The sequence below is a fragment of the Pseudomonas sp. zfem005 genome, from assembly GCF_032621735.1.
Taxonomy (GTDB): Bacteria; Pseudomonadota; Gammaproteobacteria; order Pseudomonadales; family Pseudomonadaceae; genus Metapseudomonas; species Metapseudomonas solani.
The window spans coordinates 288,083-305,762 of record NZ_JAVYJE010000001.1; the positions used below are offsets into that span (position 1 = coordinate 288,083).

The following is a 17,680-nucleotide window of genomic DNA, read 5'->3' on the forward strand; positions in this document are numbered from 1 at the left end:
GAGACCACCCCATGGGCCTCAACGCCGACTGGATGAAGCGCGATCTCGACGTGCTCTGGCATCCCTGCACCCAGATGAAAGACCACGAACGCCTGCCGGTGGTGCCCATCCGCCGTGGCGAAGGCGTCTGGCTGGAGGATTTCGAAGGCAAGCGCTACCTGGATGCCGTCAGCTCCTGGTGGGTCAACGTCTTCGGCCACGCCAACCCGCGCATCAACCAGCGCATCAAGGACCAGGTCGACCAGCTCGAGCACGTGATCCTCGCGGGCTTCAGCCACCAGCCGGTGATCGAACTCTCCGAGCGCCTGGTGAAGCTCACCCCCGCGGGGCTGGACCGCGTGTTCTACGCCGACAACGGCTCCTCGGGCATCGAGGTGGCGCTGAAGATGAGCTACCACTTCTGGCGCAACCAGGGCCGCGAGGGCAAGACCCGCTTCGTCACCCTGACCAACAGTTACCACGGCGAAACCATCGCGGCGATGTCGGTGGGCGACGTGGCGCTGTTCACCGAAACCTACAAGTCCCTGCTGATGGACACCCTCAAGGTGCCCAGCCCCGACTGCTACCTGCGCCCCGAAGGCATGTGCTGGGAGGAACACTCGCGCACCATGTTCGCCCACATGGAGCGCACCCTTGCCGAGCACCACAAGGAAGTCGCCGCCGTCATCGTCGAGCCGCTGATCCAGGGTGCCGGCGGCATGCGCATGTACCACCCGGTGTACCTCAAGCTGCTGCGCGAGGCCTGCGACCGCTACGGCGTGCACCTGATCCACGACGAGATCGCCGTCGGCTTCGGCCGCACCGGCACGATGTTCGCCTGCGAACAGGCCGGCATCGCACCGGACTTCCTCTGCCTGTCCAAGGCCCTCACCGGCGGCTACCTGCCGATGGCCGCGGTACTCACCAGCGAAGCTGTCTACCAGGGCTTCTACGACGACTACCAGACCCTGCGCGCCTTCCTCCACTCGCACACCTACACCGGCAACCCGCTGGCTTGCGCTGCCGCCCTGGCGACCCTGGACATCTTCGAGCAGGACAAGGTGATCGAGGCCAACCGCGCGCTGTCGGTGCGCATGGCGCAATCCACCGCCCACCTGGTGGATCACCCCCATGTCGCCGAAGTGCGCCAGACCGGCATGGTGCTGGCCATCGAGATGGTTCAGGACAAGGCCAGCCGCGCGCCCTACCCCTGGCAGGAGCGCCGTGGCCTCAAGGTCTTCCAGCACGCCCTGGAACGCGGCGCGCTGCTGCGCCCGCTGGGCAACGTGGTGTACTTCCTGCCGCCCTACGTGATCACCCCGGAGCAGATCGACTTCCTCGCCGAAGTGGCCAGCGAAGGCATCGACATCGCCACCCGCGACTCGGTGAGCGTCAGCGTCGCCAGCGACCTGCATCCCAATCACAGGGATCCGGGCTAGAGGAGCAGCCGGAAGCTGGAAGCTGGAAGCGCCGCACGGGTAGACTTCAGGCTTTCAGCTTCAGGCTTCCAGCTCCCATGCGCCTTTCCCGCTTCTTCATCGACGCCCTCCTTTCCATCGGCCAGCACGAGCTGCCGGAAACCCAGGCCCATTACATCGGTCGCGTGCTGCGCCTGGCCGTGGGCGATGCCGTGCAGCTGTTCGACGGCTCCGGCCAGGAGTACCTCGGCGAGCTGGTGGAGGTGGGCAAGAAGAACGTGCGCGTCGAGCTGCGCGAAGCTTTCGCCGGCCAGGCCGAGTCGCCGCTGCGGGTGCACCTGGGCCAGGGGCTGTCTCGGGGCGAGCGCATGGACTGGGCGATCCAGAAAGCCACCGAACTGGGTGCCGCCGAGATCACCCCCATCGTCAGCGAGCGCTGCGAAGTGCGGCTGAAGGACGAGCGCGCCGACAAGCGCCTGGCCCACTGGCGCCAGGTGGCGATCAGCGCCTGCGAGCAATGCGGCCGCTCGGTGCTGCCGGTGATCCACGCCCCCATCAGCCTCACCGACTGGCTGAAGGAAACTCAGGCCGACCTCAAGCTGGTGCTGCACCCGGTGGCCGAACCCCTGGCCAGCCACGCCAAGCCCGGCACCCTGGCCTTCCTCATCGGCCCTGAAGGCGGCCTCAGCGACGCCGAAGTCGCCCAGGCGCAAACCGCCGGCTTCCATTCGGCACGCCTGGGACCCAGGGTGTTGAGGACGGAGACAGCGCCGGTGGTGGCGCTCAGCGTGGCGCAGCAGTTATGGGGGGACTTCTAGCTGGAAGTGTTTTTAGCTTGAAGCTGGAAGCAAAAGCCAAGGCACCGGCCACCGCTTCCAGCTTCCAGCTTCCAGCTTCCAGCTTCCAGCTTCCAGCTAGATGATCCCCGCATCCTCGAGCATCTGCTCGAGTGCGATGAGGTCGGGGATGCGCGCGATGTCGTTGCCCAACTGTACGGCGTCCAGCTCCAGGGGAGCCAGTGGGACGGCGGCGCGGGGGAGGTCTGAGTCGACCTTGAGCGAGCGCGGGATGCCCTGCACCAGCAGGGCGATAAACTTGACGTGACCACGACCGCCCAGCGCGTTGAGCACCACCACGCGGGCGCCAGCGCCGGTCTGGGGCTGGCCGTCGGAGGCGGCTTCGAAAGACAGCAACGGCAGGCGCAGGTCACGCCAGGCCACCTGGCCGAGGAACCAGGCCGGCATGCCCGCCGATACCTGCGGCGCGCGATAGGGGATCAGCTCGGCCACCGCCACGTTGGGCACCAGCAGGGTGCGGTCGGACAGCGGCACCAGCAGGCCGGTGAGGCTGTTGGCGCTGTTCTGGTTGGCGACGGCTTGGCTCATGGTTCTTCCTTCAACGATTCTTCATTCCCGGCGTTGCCGCCCTGGGCACTCGGGCCTCAGGCGCACTGCTCCGCCAGGTGGTTCACCAGCGCCTGGGCCAGCTCGCGGGGATCGGCGCTGAAGGTGCTGTAGCCACCCTCGCGCAGGCTGTCGGGCATGCTGGCGCAGGCGCAGCTGTCGCCACGCTGGGTCCAGATCGGCGCGCCCTGGCGGCGTACATAGGCGGCGGCTGCACTGCCGTCGCTGCCCATGCCGCTGAAGGCGATGACCCCGCACTGGGCACCATAGTGCTGGGCGAGGTTGAGCATCACCTGGTCGATGGACGGGCTGTAGGGTTCCGGCCACGGGCGTTCGCCCACCAGCATGGCGCCGTCTTCGGCGAAGCTGAGTTCGTGGCTGATGGGCACCACCACCACTTCACCGGCACGCACCGCATCACCAGGGCGGGCCAGGTTGACCGGCCACTGGCTGTGACGGCCGACGGCCTGGGGCAGCGCCGTTTCGAAGGTCGGGTCGATGTGCTGGGCGTAGATGAAGCCGACGGGCAGGCCGCCGGGCAAGGCGTCGAGGAAGGCCTTGACCGCAGCCGGGCCACCCAGGGACGCCGCCAGCAGCCACACCTGGCGTGCCGGCTCACCGGCTACCAGCGGCGTGTCGGCCAGGGCGCGGGGCAGGTCCAGGCGCGCCGGGCGCTGCGCATCGCTGAGCAGGGCTTCGAGGCTGGGGCCGACGGCCACGGCCGGGTCGCCCACCAGGCGCTTGAGCTTGCCGAACAGGCGGCGCTCCCAACGCGGGTAATTCTCCGAATGCCGCTCGGGGGCATGGCCCTCGCCGAACAGCACCGGTGCGCTGGCGCGTTCCATCAGGTTGTCGACCAGGGGCGAGTCGTCCGACTGCGCCAGGTCCACCAACCACAGGTCCACTTCGCAGGCGCTCAGGGTTTCTTCATCCAGCCGTGCCGGATCGCTGTTGAGCACCACCTGGTAGCCGTTGCCCGCCAGCGCCTGCTGCAGCACATGGCGCTGCAGCGAGGTGTCGGCGATGACGGCGATACGCGCAGAGGTTTTCTCAGTCATTTCCCTTGACCAGTCGCTGGATGGTTTCAAGCAGCAGGGACTCCTGGTACGGCTTGCCCAGGTAGTCGTTGACGCCGATGGTCATGGCCCGCTCACGGTGTTTCTCACCGGTACGCGAGGTGATCATGATGATCGGCAGGTCTTTCAGTCGCTCATCGTGGCGCACCAGGGTTGCCACTTCGAAACCGTCCATGCGCGGCATCTCGATGTCCAGCAGCATGATGTCCGGGCGGTGTTCCTGCAGTTGCGAGATCGCGTCCACACCGTCCTTGGCGGTGAGCACGTTCATGCCGTTGCGTTCCAGCAGGCGGCTGGTGACCTTGCGCACGGTGACCGAGTCGTCCACCACCATCACCAGCGGCGGACGGTCGTGGTCGAGTTCCGCCGGCAGCGCGGCCTGGGTCGCGGAGCGCGGCAGCATCTGCACCAGATGCGCGTGCATGGCGCGGATGGTCGCCAGCAGGTCGAGAATCACCACCACGCGGCCGTCACCGAGGATGGTGGCGCCGGAGATGCCGTGCACCCCGGAGAACTGCGGGCCGAGGCTCTTCACCACGATCTCGCGGGAGCCCGCCAGGGAGTCCACCTGGACCGCCACGGCGTGCTCGGTGGAGCGCACCAGGATCACCGGCAGCGGCAGGCTCTGGCCCACCAGCTTGGGTTGCTGGCCGTTGTTCAGCAGGTCGCCCAGGTACTTCAGTTCGTAGGCCTGGCCGGCGTACTCGAAGCGCGGAGCGTCCGGCTGGTAGTAGGCCTCCAGCTCGTACGGGGAGACCCGCACGATACCTTCGATGGTGTTCAGCGGGATGGCGTAGAGGTCTTCGCCGGAGAGCACCATCAGCGCACGGTTCACCGATACGGTGAACGGCAGGCGGATGAGGAAGCGGGTGCCCTCGCCCGGCGTCGAGTCGATGCTCATGGAGCCGCCGAGCTGTTTCACCTCGGAGTGCACCACGTCCATGCCCACGCCACGGCCGGAGATCTGCGTGACCTTCTCGGCAGTGGAGAAGCCGGCTTCGAGGATGAACTGCAGCACCTCGTAGTCGGAGAGGTCGGATTCGCTGTCCATCATCCCGCGCTCGATGGCCTTGCGGCGCACGGCGTCGAGACGGATGCCACCGCCGTCGTCGGCCAGGGCGAGGACGATATCGCCCCCCTCGCGGCCCAGGGTCAGGCGGATGGTGCCGGTTTCCGACTTGCCGGCGGCGCGGCGTGCGTCGACGGATTCGATGCCATGGTCCACGGCGTTGCGCAGCATGTGCTCCAGCGGCGCGACGATGCGTTCGAGGACGGTACGGTCCATCTCGCCTTCGGCGTTGCCGACGACGAATTCCACCTGCTTGCCCAGCTCGCTCGCCACCTGGCGGACGATCCGGCGCAGGCGCGGCACCAGGCGGTCGAAGGGCACCATGCGCGTACGCATCAGGCCTTCCTGCAGCTCGGTGTTGACCCGTGCCTGTTGCAGCAGCAGGGTTTCGGCGTCGCGGTTACGCGCCGCCAGGGTTTCCTTGAGGTCCAGCAAGTCGGACGCGGACTCGAACAGCGCACGGGACAGCTGCTGCAGTTGCGAGTGGCGGTCCATTTCCAGCGGGTCGAAGTCCTCGTAGCCGGCACGCTCGGCCTCGGCCTGGTAGCGGCTGAGGATCTGCGCCTGGGTTTCGGTGTCGAGGCGGCGCAGCTGGTCGCGGACCCGTTCGATGGTGGCTTCCATCTCGCTCAGGGTGAAGCTGAAGTCGCTCACCTGCTGCTCGACGCGGCCACGGAAGATCGAGGTTTCACCGGCCAGGTTGACCAGGCCTTCGAGCAGGTCCGCCGGTACCTTGACCAGCTCCTGGGGTGCACGGCGGGAGGCGGCGTCCAGTGCGGCTTCCTGGGCCTTGCGGACGAAGGGCAGGACCTTGTTCTCGGCCACCACCTGCGGCACGGCGCTGGCAGCGACCATGGGCGCGGCCAGGGTGGGCACGGGGGCAGGGGCTGCCGGGGCCGGTTCGTGGGCTTCCGGTTCCTGGGTTTCTTCGGCGAGCACCGCGTTCAGGCGCTCGCGCAGCTGGTCGAGCTCGGCCTGCAGGCCCTCGAAACCGGATTGCACGTCGAGGAACAGGCTGTCCGGCCAGGGCGCGCCTTGTTGTTGCGCTTCGGTCAGGTGCTGCTCGAGGTCATGGCTGAGGTCGCCCAGGCGTTTCTGCCCGGCCAGGCGCGCACCACCCTTGAGGGTGTGCAGCAGGCGCAGCAGTTCGTCGATCTGGGCACCGTCCTCGCGCTGTTCTTCCCAACGACCGATGGTGCGCTCCATGGCTTCGAGCAGGTCGTCGGCCTCTTCGAGGAAGATGTCGAGGATGTCGTCGCTCTCGCTGGCATCGTCCTCGACCAGGTCGGCGGCGGGCTGCAGGTGCACGCTGGAGGGCATGCTCAGCTGCTCGTCCGGGTTGGCCCGGAAGCGCTTGATGGCATCGATCAGGGCGTCGCCGCTGGGCACGCCACGCTTGTCGCGCACCGCTTCAAGCATCTCGGCGAGGCGGTCATGGCAGGCTTGGAGCAGGGCGAACAAGCCCGGGCTGGCGCGCAGGCGCCCGCCGCAGAGGCCTTCATAAAGGAATTCAAGCTCGTGGGCGAGGTCGCCGATCTCACGGATCTCGGCCATGCGCGCACCACCCTTGAGGGTGTGCAGGTCACGTTGCAAGGCTTCGACTTCGAGGATGTTGTTGACGTCGTCCATCCAGCGCTGCAGCGAGGCGCCGGCGCTGTCGATGATGTCGAAACCTTCCTCGAGGAAGATTTCCACCAGTTCCGGATCACGGTCATCGAAAGCGCTGGAGACGGGCTCGGCGGCGCGGGGCGCGTCGATCACCGGTGCCGGCACGAACTCGGGCTCGGGCTCGGGCTCGGGCTCGGGCTCGATGGCAGCAGGCGCTTCGACCTCAGACAGGTCCAGCGCTTCCGGCTCGGCGTGCTGTTCGATCACGGGCTCAGCTTCAAGCTCGGCTTCGGCTTCGGCTTCGGCTTCGGCTTCGGCGACAGCCGGCGCGCTTTCCTGGGCCTCGTCAACCAGCCACTGGTCGAGCTCGGGCTCGTCGTCGCTCACCGGTTCGGCGTGCAGCACGTGCAGTTCGGGGTCGACGTCCGCAGGGGCATCAGGCAGCAGCTCGGCCACGGCTTCCGCCGGCAGCTCCTCTACCACCGCGTCGATGGTTTCGATGGCCACCTGGGTGTCCAGCGGGTCGGCTTCGTCGATCAGCGCCAGAGGCGGCTGTTCTTCGTCGATGACGATGCTCTCACCAAGCTCGGCGCTGGGGGCGTCGTCGGCCAGCTCGATCGCTTCGACCTCGGCGAGGTCTTCGATGTCGTCAAGCGGTAGCGCCACCGCTGCTGCGGAAAGGCTCAGCCCACCGTTCTGGCGAAAGGTGCGGATGGCATGGATCAGCGCCTGCGGGTCGTTCAGCGGCAGGCGTGCCTGCAGCTGGTCGAGCAGCACGGCAAGGCTGTCGTGGCTCTGCTGCAGCAGGCCACCGAGGGCCGGCGAGTAGCTGAAGCGGCGATCCACCAGGCCTTCGTAAAGGGATTCGAGCTCATGGGCGAGATCACCGATGGGGGCGATCTCGGCCATGCGCGCACCACCCTTGAGGGTGTGCAGGTCACGCTGCAGCGACAGCAGCGAGCCATGGTTGTCGGGCTCACCCAGCCAACGGTCGAGGGATTGCCCGGCGCTTTCCAGGATATCCACCGCCTCTTCGAGGAAGATGGCGACCATTTCCTCGTCGAGGGATTCATAGACGCTGGGCGTGTGGGCCACAGGGGCCTCGACCACCGGCTCCGGCTCGACGGTCGGCGAGGACAGGTCCTCCTCCAGGCCGGCAGCGGTCAGCTCGGGCAGGGTCACCTCGTCGAACTGCGCAGGCTCTTCCATCAGCTCCGCCAGGGGCGGCAGCTCGGCGTCGGTGGCGTTCCAGTCGATCAGGCCTTCCAGGTCCGTCTCATCGAGCTCCTCGATGGTCAGCCCGGTGGTCAGCTTGGGATCGAGCAGCGCCAGGGCAGCGGGGTCGACCGCTTCCTGCAGCAGCTCGCGCAGGGCCTGCACGCGCTCGGGCTGGGGCGTGACCTGAAGGGCCGCAGCCACCTGGTCCATCATGCCGATCAGCGCTTCGTGGGCACGCTCGGCTTCGGCGAAGAAGCGCTCGCTGACGGCGAGGCTGCCTTCTTCCACGGAACCGTAAGTGTCGAGCAGGGCTTCGCAGAGCTCTTCGATCTGCGGCAGCTCGGCCATCTCGGCACCACGGCCGAGGGTGTTCAGTTCTTCCAGCAGGGCACCCAGTTCCTGGCGCTCGGACGGGTGCTCGCGCCAGCGGCGCAGCAGGTCTTCGGCATCCAGCAGGATGTCCATGCCTTCAGCGAGGAAGATGGAGATCAGCTGCGGGTCGCGTACCGCCTCGCCCCGCTCACCCAGGCGCGCGGCTTCGGCGGCGCCGAGGCGATCCTGATGCAGCTGCTGCACACGCTCGAGGAACTCGGCGGTGCCGGGGATGCCCGCCAGCGGCGTGGTTTCCAGCTGTTCCAGCCCGGCGCGGAACAGGTGTTCGGCGTCGCGCAGCAGCTCGGCCTCGGCCAGGTCCATCTGCACCAGGTTGGTCTTGTATTCCTTGGCCAGCTTTTCCAGGGGCGTGGCGATCTCGGCAATCGGCAGGATGCCCGCCATGTGCGCACTGCCCTTGAGGGTGTGCAGGGCACGCTGGAGGCTGTCGGTGACCGGCTGCGGCAGGGACTGGGCGCAGTCGGCGAGGAAGCCCACCAGGCTGTCCAGGTGCGTCTCGGCCTCGTTGCGGAAGATTTCCAGCAACTGCGGGTCGAGCGGCTCCTCGTCGCTTTCGGCAACGCTTGGGGTTTCCGCCACGGACGGTGCTTCCGGCTCGCCCTCGGGCTCGACTGCCTGTGCTGAGTCCGGGGCTTCAGGTTTTGGGAGTCGCTGTCCCTTCGCCAGGGCATGCGCCTCGGCGGCCAGGTGGTCGACATCGTCGCGCTGGCGCTGGGCCTTGGCGGCGAATTCGTCGACCAGCTGCGGCAGCAGGGCGACCACGTCCTGGATCACGCCACGGACATCTTCATCGGGCTGGATGCTGCGATCCAGCACACGGTTGAGCAGGTTCTCGATGGACCAGGAGAGTTCGCCGATGACCAGCGCGCGCACCATGCGACCACTGCCCTTGAGGGTGTGGAAGGCGCGGCGGATTTCGGTCAGGGCCTCTTTGTTCTCGGTGTCGGCCAGCCACTGGGGCAGGAAGTCACCGATGGTTTCCAGGACTTCGCCGGCCTCTTCGATGAAGACTTCCAGCAGTTCGTCATCCACCGGTTCTTCGTCGGCAGGCGGCGGCAGCAGGCTGGGCGGCACGTCGCCGGCAGGCGGGTTGATGGCCTGGGTGGGCGCGGCCATGACATCGGCCATGGACAGCGGTTTGTGCTCTTCGACAACAGGTGCCTGCGGCTCGACGGGGGCAGCGGGCAGCTCGACCTCGGGGAGGTCGAGGCCGGTGAGCTCCATGTCGTCCCAGCTCATCGTGGACTCGGGTAGCGGTTCCAGGCTGAGGACTTCGCCTTCGAGCGGTTCGAGGCTTTCCAGCGGCGTGGCGTCCGCCAGCGGCTCCAAGTCGTCCAGATCGAAGCTCTGCAGAGGCTCCAGGCTCTCCAGGGGTTCCTGGGCGGCGTGCAGGTCCAGCGGCACGTCGAGGCTGAAGTCGATGACTTCGGGCGCTTCGGCCGGCAGTTCGCCGAGGTTCCAGTTGTCGTCGGAGACCAGCAGCTCGGCGCTGTCGGCAGCGGACGCTTCGAGGCTCAGTTCGTCCAGGGCCGGCAGGGCGTCCAGCTCGCCGAGGGCGGCGGGCTCGGTCAGCGCGTCCAGTTCGGGCAGCGGGTCGAGATTCGGCAGTTCGTCGAGGTTGGCGACGGGTTCGGCAACCCGCTCGGGCTCGGCGTCGATGGCCGGCTCCAGCTCGGCGAGGGGCTCGAACTCGGGCAGCGGTTCGAGTTCCGGCAGTGCGTCGAGGGCGGCCGGCGGTGTTTCCTCGGTGCTCTCGGCGGCGACCGGCTCGGCGAATTCGGCGGCGACCAGCAGGTCGTCACCCTCGCCCAGGGGCTCCAGGTCCAGCGGCTCGACCAGCTCCGATTCCTCGGCGGCCAGCACTTCGATTTCCTGTAGCGGGTCGGCCAGGGGCAGCGGTTCTTCTTCCGGCTCGATGCGGTCGAGGATCGAGGGCTTTTCCTTCAGCGGATAGCCCAGCGCTTCCAGGCTTTCCTCGGCCACGTCGAGAATCAGGTCGCCCTGGGTCGCGTGGTCTTCGGAGAGACGCTCGAGGTAGTACTCGACGCTGGTGATGGCGTCGGCGAGGGTGTCCAGGCTCTGCCAGTTGGGCACGGCCTTGCGCGCCAGGAGCTGCTCCTGGATATAACGGTTGCAGGCTTCCAGCAGGGTCGCGGCACGGCTCAGCGGGATCATCGCCAGGCCACCACGGACCTGGGTCAGCAGCTCGGGGACGCGAGCCAGGTGCTCGTGGTTCCACTGCGAGGCGATGAACTCGATGATCGCGTCCTTGGCCTGCTCCAGGCCATTGCGCGCTTCCTTGATCACCAGCTGGTGGATCTGCGCCACGTCGGTGGTGGGCAGGTGGCTTTCTTCGGCGCGGCGGTCATCGGCCGGGCCGACCATGCCATTGAGGGTGGCTTCGACATAGAGCAGCGCACCGGCGACGTCCATCAGCACGGCGTCATTGGGTTCGCGCTGGCCGAGGGACAGGCTGTGGACCACGTCGATCTGGTCGAGGATGACCCGACGCGGCTGGCCGAAGCCCAGCACGGCGAGGGTGTCGGCGATCTGCTTGAGGGGTGCCAGCAGGGAATCCAGCTCGGCGACGCCACGGCGATCGCTGCGTACGAAGATGTCCAGGCTGTCCTTGACCCGTACCAGCTCCTCGCAGAGGGCAGTGACCACCGAGCGCATGGCGTCGCGGTCGGGGCCGGCGAGGCGGGCACGCTCCTCGTCCACCACTTCGGTGTCGGGCAGTGCTTCGTCGAGGCGGTACTGTTCCTTCAGCGCGCGGATACGCGGCGACTGGGCAGGGGCCTTGGCGATGTAGAACAGCAGGTTCTTGACCAGCTCCTCGGGAGCCGGCTGGTTGATGCCGTCGGCGCCCTGGTCGAGCAGGCGCTTGAGTTCCTTGTCGATCTGTCGCAGCAGGGTGCGCACGGAAGTGCCGTTGACCACGCTGCCGTTGGCCAGGCCTTCGACCATGCCGGAGGCGATCGGCCAGAGCGTGCCGAGGGGCGCTTCCTTGCACAGGGATTCGAGGCGGGCGAAGACGCGCGCCATGTAGCCGAGGTTGGTGGCCAGGTCCTGGTTGCGGATGATCCCCACCAGGGCCAGTTGCAGCATCTGCCGCAGCTTGCGCAGCAGCACCGGCAGTTCGGCGGTGCGCATCTGCGCCAGGGCGTCCATGGACAGCGCAGGCAGGCGGCTGGAGAGGTCCGGGGAGAACAGGCTGGTTTCCGACAGCAGTTTCTCGCCCCGCGCCGCGCGCAGGTCGTTGAGCAGCGGCAGCACCACCATGGGCAGGTCGCGGCGCGCACTCTGGATGCGATCGAGGTAGACCGGCAGCTGCAGGATGGCCTGCATCAGCACTTCCAGGGCTTCGCCCTGGTTGGTCACGCGACCTTCCATCAGCGCCTGGGCAAGCTGTTCCATTTCTTCGGCGAGCAAAGCCGCGCCGTAGAATTCGACCATCTGCAGGGTGCCGTGGACCTGGTGCACGTAGGTCAGGCAGAAACGCATGCGCGTCGGGTCCTGGGTGTTCTCGACGAACGCCTCCAGAGCCTGTCGCGCCTGCTTCAGGGTTTCCGCGATCTCGCCCTTGACCCACTCAAGGGCGACATAATCGTGCCGATCACTCATAGCCGTCTGCTATCCCTTCCGGGTGAATGCCAGAACCTGATCGTTGGCCACCGGAACCAGGTCCGGATGGTGCCAACCCACTACTTCGCCCACGCCCACCACCATCAGGCCTCCCGGCGCCAGGCGCTCGGCCAGGCGGTTGAGGATTTCACGGCGACGCCAGCGGCGAAAATAGATCAACAGGTTCTGACAGAAGATTACGTCCATGCCGGACATTGGCGCCTTCGCCAGTTCCAGCACATTGAGCCGGGCGCAGCAAACGCGCGCGGCCAGGCTCTCAACAACTTTGAAGCGGCCATCGTCCATGACCTGGAAATAACGTTCGCCCTGGTCAGCATCCAGCTGTTCCAGGCGGCGTGCCCCGTACACCCCTTCCCGCGCCTTGTTCAGGGCGCTGAGGCTGATGTCGGTACCGGTCACACCGAAGAATTCCGGCCGGTCGCTGTCCTGCAGCGCCTCGGCGGCGGCGATCGCCAGCGAATAAGGCTCCTCGCCGCTGGAACAGCCGACGCTCCAGAGCGCCAAGGGGCTGTCCAGGCCCGCAGCGACCCGCTCACGCAAGTAGGCGTCGAGCAGGTCGAAGGAGGGGCGATGGCGAAAGAACCGGGTTTCCTGAACGGTGAGGCGGTCCAGCAGCGTGGACCATTCCACAGCACCACGCGGGCCGTCTGTGACCTGGCGGTAGTAGATGCTGTAGTCGTCAACGCCCAGTTCGCGCATCCGTGCAGTGAGATTGGTCTGCAGGAAGGCGCGACGCTGTTCGTTGATCACCACACCCGTGCGTTCCTCGAGCAGCGACTGCCAGTCGTGGAACTGCGCGGGCGTCATGTCGGCCAGGGGTTTCAAGGCCCACACGCCGCTTGGCTGCATGCTGTCGTGCCTCTCGCTCATGGCCGCTGCGCCGCGGCGTCAAGCCGCGGCATCTCCCTTGGTCAGGCCTGTTCCGGAGCGTCCGGCAGGTTGAAGCCGGATACCGATTTGCGCATCTCGCTGGCCATCTTGGCCAGGTTACCAATGCTCTTGGCGGTAGCAGTGGTACCTGCGGAGGTCTGCGAGGTGATCTCCTGGATCACGTTCATGGTGTTGGAGATGTGGCCCGCCGAGGACGCTTGCTGACGAGCGGCGTTGGAGATGTTCTGGATAAGGGCCGCGAGGGTCTTGGATACCTTCTCGATCTCTTCCAGTGCCACACCGGCGTCCTGTGCCAGACGCGCACCACGTACCACCTCGGAGGTGGTCTGTTCCATGGAGATAACCGCTTCGTTGGTGTCGGTCTGAATGGTTTTTACCAGGGCCTCGATCTGCTTGGTCGCGGCGGAGGAACGTTCCGCGAGTCGCTGGACCTCGTCCGCTACCACGGCGAAGCCGCGGCCCGCGTCACCGGCCATGGACGCCTGGATCGCGGCGTTCAGTGCGAGGATGTTGGTCTGGTCGGCAATGTCGTTAATCAGGCTAACGATGTCACCGATCTCCTGGGACGATTCACCGAGGCGTTTGATCCGCTTCGAGGTGTCCTGGATCTGCTCACGGATGTTATCCATGCCGGTGATGGTGTTGTGCACCACTTCGTTGCCCTTGTTGGCGATGGCTACGGAACGTTCCGCTACCGCGGAGGATTCCGAGGCGTTCGCCGATACCTGGTCAATCGACACCGCCATCTCGTTGATGGCCGCCGAGGCGCCGGCGATTTCCTGCGCCTGGTGCTCGGACGCTTCGGCGAGGTGCATTGCAGTGGCCTGGGTTTCCTGGGCCGCCGCCGCTACCTGCACGGCTGTCAGGTTGATGGTCTCTACGAGGTCGCGGAGCTGGTCGATCGAGTAGTTGATGGAGTCCGCGATCGCACCGGTGAAGTCCTCGGTTACGGTCGCGGCCACTGTCAGGTCACCGTCCGCAAGGTCGGCGATTTCGTCGAGCAGTCGCAGAATCGCCGCCTGGTTACGTTCGTTCTTCTCGGCGGTCTCGGCCAGTCGGCTGCGGGTGGTCTGAACCATGACCAGGCCGATCAGGATGATCGAACCCAGGGCCAGGGCGCCCAGCAGGTAACCGGCGAGGGTGTTGAAGCTACGGCCTTCGGCCTGCTTCTCGAAGCCGCCGGCCAGAGTGGAGGCCTTGTCCAGCAGGGTCTGCGAACCGGTGAAGATGGTGTTGGCGGATTCACGGACCTGGAACAGTTCGGGCGAGGTTTCGAGAATCTCGTCCACGGAACCGGAAACGAATTCGAACAGCTCGGAGATCTCTTGCAGACGCTCCAGGGCTTCGTTGTCGGTCACCTTGGAGATTTCCATCGCCGCGTTGCCTTCCAGCATCGCGTTCAGTACGCGGCCGAAGAGGCTGGCGTCGCGGCCGAACATGTCGGCGGCCTGTACGGAGTCTTCGTCACCGGCCAGTACCTTGTTCACCGAGCCGAGGATACGTTCGGCCAGCAGCGACTGGCGCTGGGCTACCGAGACCTGGTCGGCGGGCGCGCCGCTTTCCAGCAGGATGTCGACCACTTCCTCGTACTCGACCTGCAGCTGCGGAATGGTTTCCGCCAGGGTCGCGGCTACCTGGTGCAGGGAGAGAACGGTCTGTTCGCTGGCAAGGATGGCGTCGGAGTTCTGCCGCAGGCTGTTCCAGTCGGCCTGCACGGCATCCATCTCGGCCTTCACGCCTTCCGGAGCGGGCGGCAGACCGGTGTTCTCGTCGCCATTGACGAGGATGTTCCAGCGCTTCTCGAAGTCGTTACGGGCGTCTTTCAACAGGGCGAAGGCCTCGGCCTTGCCCGCCGCCGCTTCGGTGGCGTTCTTGGCGATACGCTGGGACAGTACGCGCAGCTCACCGGAGTGGCTGAGGTATTCCTTGTCGTAGTTCGCCTGGGTGTTCAGGTATGCGAAGTTGGCGAACAACAGCACGATGGACACGATCAGGACCACGAACAGCCCTGCGATCAACGTACTACTGCGCGTTCCCGCAAGTAGATTGCCTGCGTTAAGTTTTTTCATTATCGGGCCCCCGCCTGGACCAACAACACAACGATTTCCATGTAACGCCAAAGGGCCGGCATGAACCGGCCCAACCTTGAATCAACGGCACCACCGGCGCCGCGTGCGTACCGGGGAATCGCCCCGCCACGCTGAACCGCCCCTCCCGGAAACGGCCCGCCGCACCCGACCCTGAGGCCGGATGCGGATAAAGCTATACCGCCACGTCGAGGAACACCTGGTGCTGTGCCAGCACATGAGGGCTGAACACCAGCCAGGGTTGCTCGCGCTGGAACACGCCGTGGATGAACGGCTGGATCGCCGCCTCCAGGGGAGGCAGTTCCTCGGAGAACGAATCCACCGGGAAATGCTGCATGCCGTAGACCTCGTCGACGATCAGCCCAGCGAAGATTTCCTGGTGGTCCACCACCAGCACCCGGCGCTGCTTGCGCAGGGGCGACAGTTCACCACCGAAGAACCCGCACAGGTCCATGATCGGCAACAGCCGGCCACGCACGTTGGCCACCCCCTTGACCCAGGACTTCACGCCCGGCAGCAGCGTGTGCCGCGGCTCGTGAAGCACCTCGCCGACCTCGCCCATGGGCGCCACGAACAGACGCTCGCCCATGCGGAAGCCGATGCCGCTCCAGGTCTGTACGGTTTCCTGCTGCGCAGGGAGGCCCGCCGCCAGCGCACGGCAGCGCTGGTCGATCTCGAGGAGAAGCTGGAAAGGGGTCTGCGCGTCCGACATGCCGGCCAGGGCCTTCTTTCTTCTAGTTATCGACGGACTGTACCGGCATCAGCCGGCCAGTACTGCGTTGAGGGTTTTCAGCAGGGTGTCTTCGTCGATCGGCTTGGTCAGGTAGTCTTTCGCGCCCTGACGCTTGCCCCAGACCTTGTCGGTTTCCTGGTCCTTGGTGGTGACGATGATCACCGGAATGTGGCTGGTCTCGGCGTCCTTGGTCAGCTGACGCGTGGCCTGGAAGCCGTTCAGGCCGGGCATGACGATGTCCATCAGCACAGCGTCGGGTTTTTCCTGGCGAGCCAGGGCAACGCCATCGGCGCCATTCTCGGCCTTGAGCACCTGATGGCCGTGCTTCTCGAGCATGGCGGTCAGTTTGTACATCTCGGTCGGCGAGTCATCAACAATCAGAATACGAGCCATGTTTGTCCCCAAAACGGAAAGGCATCACCGGCCATGGGAGGCCGGACTTCAGGAGGCTTGTTCCACCGGGGTGAAATCAGGCACGTGAGTCTTGATCGCGCCGAGCAACTCTTCCTTGCTGAAAGGCTTGGTGAGGTATTGATCGGAACCAACGATGCGACCCTTGGCCTTATCGAACAGGCCGTCCTTCGAGGACAGCATGATCACCGGGGTGGACTTGAAAGCACTGTTGTTTTTGATCAGGGCGCAGGTCTGATAGCCATCGAGCCGCGGCATCATGATGTCGACGAAAATGATATTGGGGTGAGTATCGGCGATCTTGGCCAATGCGTCGAAGCCGTCGACGGCCGTAATGACCTCGCAACCCACCTTCTTCAGCAGAGTTTCAGCGGTGCGACGAATCGTTTTCGAATCGTCGATCACCATGACCTTCAAACCCTCGGAATGCTGTTCCATGTTCGCCCTACCATCGCCTCGGTGAGTCGTTATTTTGCTTAGTTCAGTGCGCCTGAGGCCCTGTCAGCGACGGGCTACGACCCAATCGTCGGGCCTTTTTAGCACACTCTCCGGACGCAAGCTACAAAGCGCCAGCCTCCGGGAATCCTAGTCCATGCGGCGAGGTTTCCCTTGACCGCGACAACCTCCAGCGCCAACCTGAGCGCCTCGTTACCGGGCCCGGAATTCTCCAGTGCCCCTCTTTATTAAACAGTCGCGGAGAACACACCCATGAGCGTTCGCCTCGGGATCGTCATGGACCCCATTGCGCACATCTCCTTCAAGAAGGACAGCTCCCTGGCCATGCTGCTGGCAGCCCAGGCCCGCGGATGGTCCCTCTACTATATGGAGCAGCAGGACCTGTACCAGAAGGCCGGCGAAGCCCGCGCCCGCATGCGGCCGCTGAAAGTGTTCGCCGATCCTCAACGCTGGTACGAGCTGGAAGACGAGAGCGACGCCCCGCTGGCCGAGCTGGATGTGATCCTGATGCGCAAGGACCCGCCCTTCGACAACGAGTTCGTCTATTCGACCTACCTGCTGGAACAGGCCGAACGCGCCGGCGTGCTGGTGGTGAACCGCCCGCAGAGCCTTCGCGACTGCAACGAGAAGTACTTCGCCACCCTGTTCCCTCAACTGACCCCACCGACACTGGTCAGTCGCAGGGCTGATATTCTGCGCGAGTTTGCGAAAGAGCAGCGTGACATCATTCTCAAACCCCTTGATGGCATGGGCGGATCGATGATTTTTCGCCACCGCGAGGGCGATCCGAACCTTTCCGTCATTCTCGAGACCCTGACCCGTCACGGCGCCGAGCAGATCATGGCTCAGCGTTACCTGCCCGCGATCAAGGACGGCGACAAGCGCATTCTGATGATAGACGGTGAACCGGTACCCTACTGCCTGGCGCGCATTCCCGCCGCCGGCGAGACCCGGGGCAACCTGGCGGCCGGCGGCCGTGGCGAGGCGCGACCGCTGTCCGAGCGCGACCGCGAGATCGCCGCCACCGTCGGCCCGACCCTGCGCGAGCGCGGCCTGCTGTTCGTCGGCCTGGACGTGATCGGCGACAGCCTCACCGAAATCAACGTCACCAGCCCGACCTGCATCCGCGAGATCGACGCCGCCTATGACACGCGCATCGGTGATCGCCTCATGGACGTCATCCAGACCAAGCTCGCCGAGAACGGACGCAAGCCCCAAGCTTGATGCAGCTAACAGCTTTGGACATGCAACTTGCAGCCTGCCGCCCCAGTTCGGCAGACTGCGCGCCATCCT

At 65.8% G+C, this 17,680-nt stretch carries 11 protein-coding genes; 3 read left to right on the forward strand and 8 right to left on the reverse strand.

Annotated features, from left to right (window positions below):
* The first annotated feature begins 11 nt into the window (after positions 1–11).
* Both RTW82_RS01315 and RTW82_RS01320 read left to right on the forward strand, forming a co-directional pair.
* Entirely contained in the window at positions 12–1,418 is a 1,407-nt protein-coding gene (locus tag RTW82_RS01315) for an adenosylmethionine--8-amino-7-oxononanoate transaminase (protein ID WP_184488423.1), read from the forward strand.
* Positions 1,419–1,495: 77 nt separating this feature from the next.
* A complete protein-coding gene (locus RTW82_RS01320; RefSeq protein WP_316924034.1) occupies positions 1,496–2,215 on the forward strand; it encodes a 16S rRNA (uracil(1498)-N(3))-methyltransferase in 720 nt (239 codons plus the stop codon).
* 96 nt (positions 2,216–2,311) lie between these two features.
* Here the strand turns inward: RTW82_RS01320 and RTW82_RS01325 are convergent, their stop codons facing one another.
* The 8 genes from RTW82_RS01325 to pilG form a co-directional block, all read right to left on the reverse strand.
* Positions 2,312–2,782, reverse strand: coding sequence for a chemotaxis protein CheW (locus RTW82_RS01325; RefSeq protein ID WP_316924035.1), 471 nt, complete (start codon positions 2,780–2,782; stop codon positions 2,312–2,314).
* A 56-nt stretch (positions 2,783–2,838) separates the two neighbouring features.
* Positions 2,839–3,858, reverse strand: a complete 1,020-nt coding sequence (locus RTW82_RS01330; protein ID WP_021218378.1) for a chemotaxis protein CheB — start codon at positions 3,856–3,858, stop codon at positions 2,839–2,841.
* Positions 3,851–11,788, reverse strand: coding sequence for an Hpt domain-containing protein (locus RTW82_RS01335; protein WP_316924036.1), 7,938 nt, complete (start codon positions 11,786–11,788; stop codon positions 3,851–3,853). Before RTW82_RS01335 ends, RTW82_RS01330 begins: the two co-directional genes overlap by 8 nt.
* Before the next feature lie 9 nt (positions 11,789–11,797).
* Complete coding sequence (locus RTW82_RS01340) at positions 11,798–12,658, reverse strand: CheR family methyltransferase (protein WP_031287350.1); 861 nt, start codon at positions 12,656–12,658, stop codon at positions 11,798–11,800.
* Positions 12,659–12,720: 62 nt separating this feature from the next.
* Positions 12,721–14,769, reverse strand: a complete 2,049-nt coding sequence (locus RTW82_RS01345; protein WP_031287349.1) for a methyl-accepting chemotaxis protein — start codon at positions 14,767–14,769, stop codon at positions 12,721–12,723.
* A gap of 193 nt (positions 14,770–14,962) precedes the next feature.
* A complete protein-coding gene (locus RTW82_RS01350; protein ID WP_021218374.1) occupies positions 14,963–15,499 on the reverse strand; it encodes a chemotaxis protein CheW in 537 nt (178 codons plus the stop codon).
* A 48-nt stretch (positions 15,500–15,547) separates the two neighbouring features.
* Positions 15,548–15,913, reverse strand: coding sequence for a twitching motility response regulator PilH (gene pilH / locus RTW82_RS01355; RefSeq protein WP_003458790.1), 366 nt, complete (start codon positions 15,911–15,913; stop codon positions 15,548–15,550).
* A 48-nt stretch (positions 15,914–15,961) separates the two neighbouring features.
* On the reverse strand, positions 15,962–16,369 hold the full coding sequence (pilG, locus tag RTW82_RS01360; protein ID WP_021218373.1) for a twitching motility response regulator PilG: 408 nt from the start codon (positions 16,367–16,369) through the stop codon (positions 15,962–15,964).
* A gap of 270 nt (positions 16,370–16,639) precedes the next feature.
* Here pilG and gshB point away from each other — a divergent pair, with 270 nt between their 5' ends.
* Positions 16,640–17,611: a glutathione synthase gene (gshB, locus tag RTW82_RS01365; RefSeq protein WP_316924037.1), complete on the forward strand. Its 972-nt coding sequence runs from the start codon at positions 16,640–16,642 to the stop codon at positions 17,609–17,611.
* The last annotated feature ends 69 nt before the right edge of the window (positions 17,612–17,680 follow it).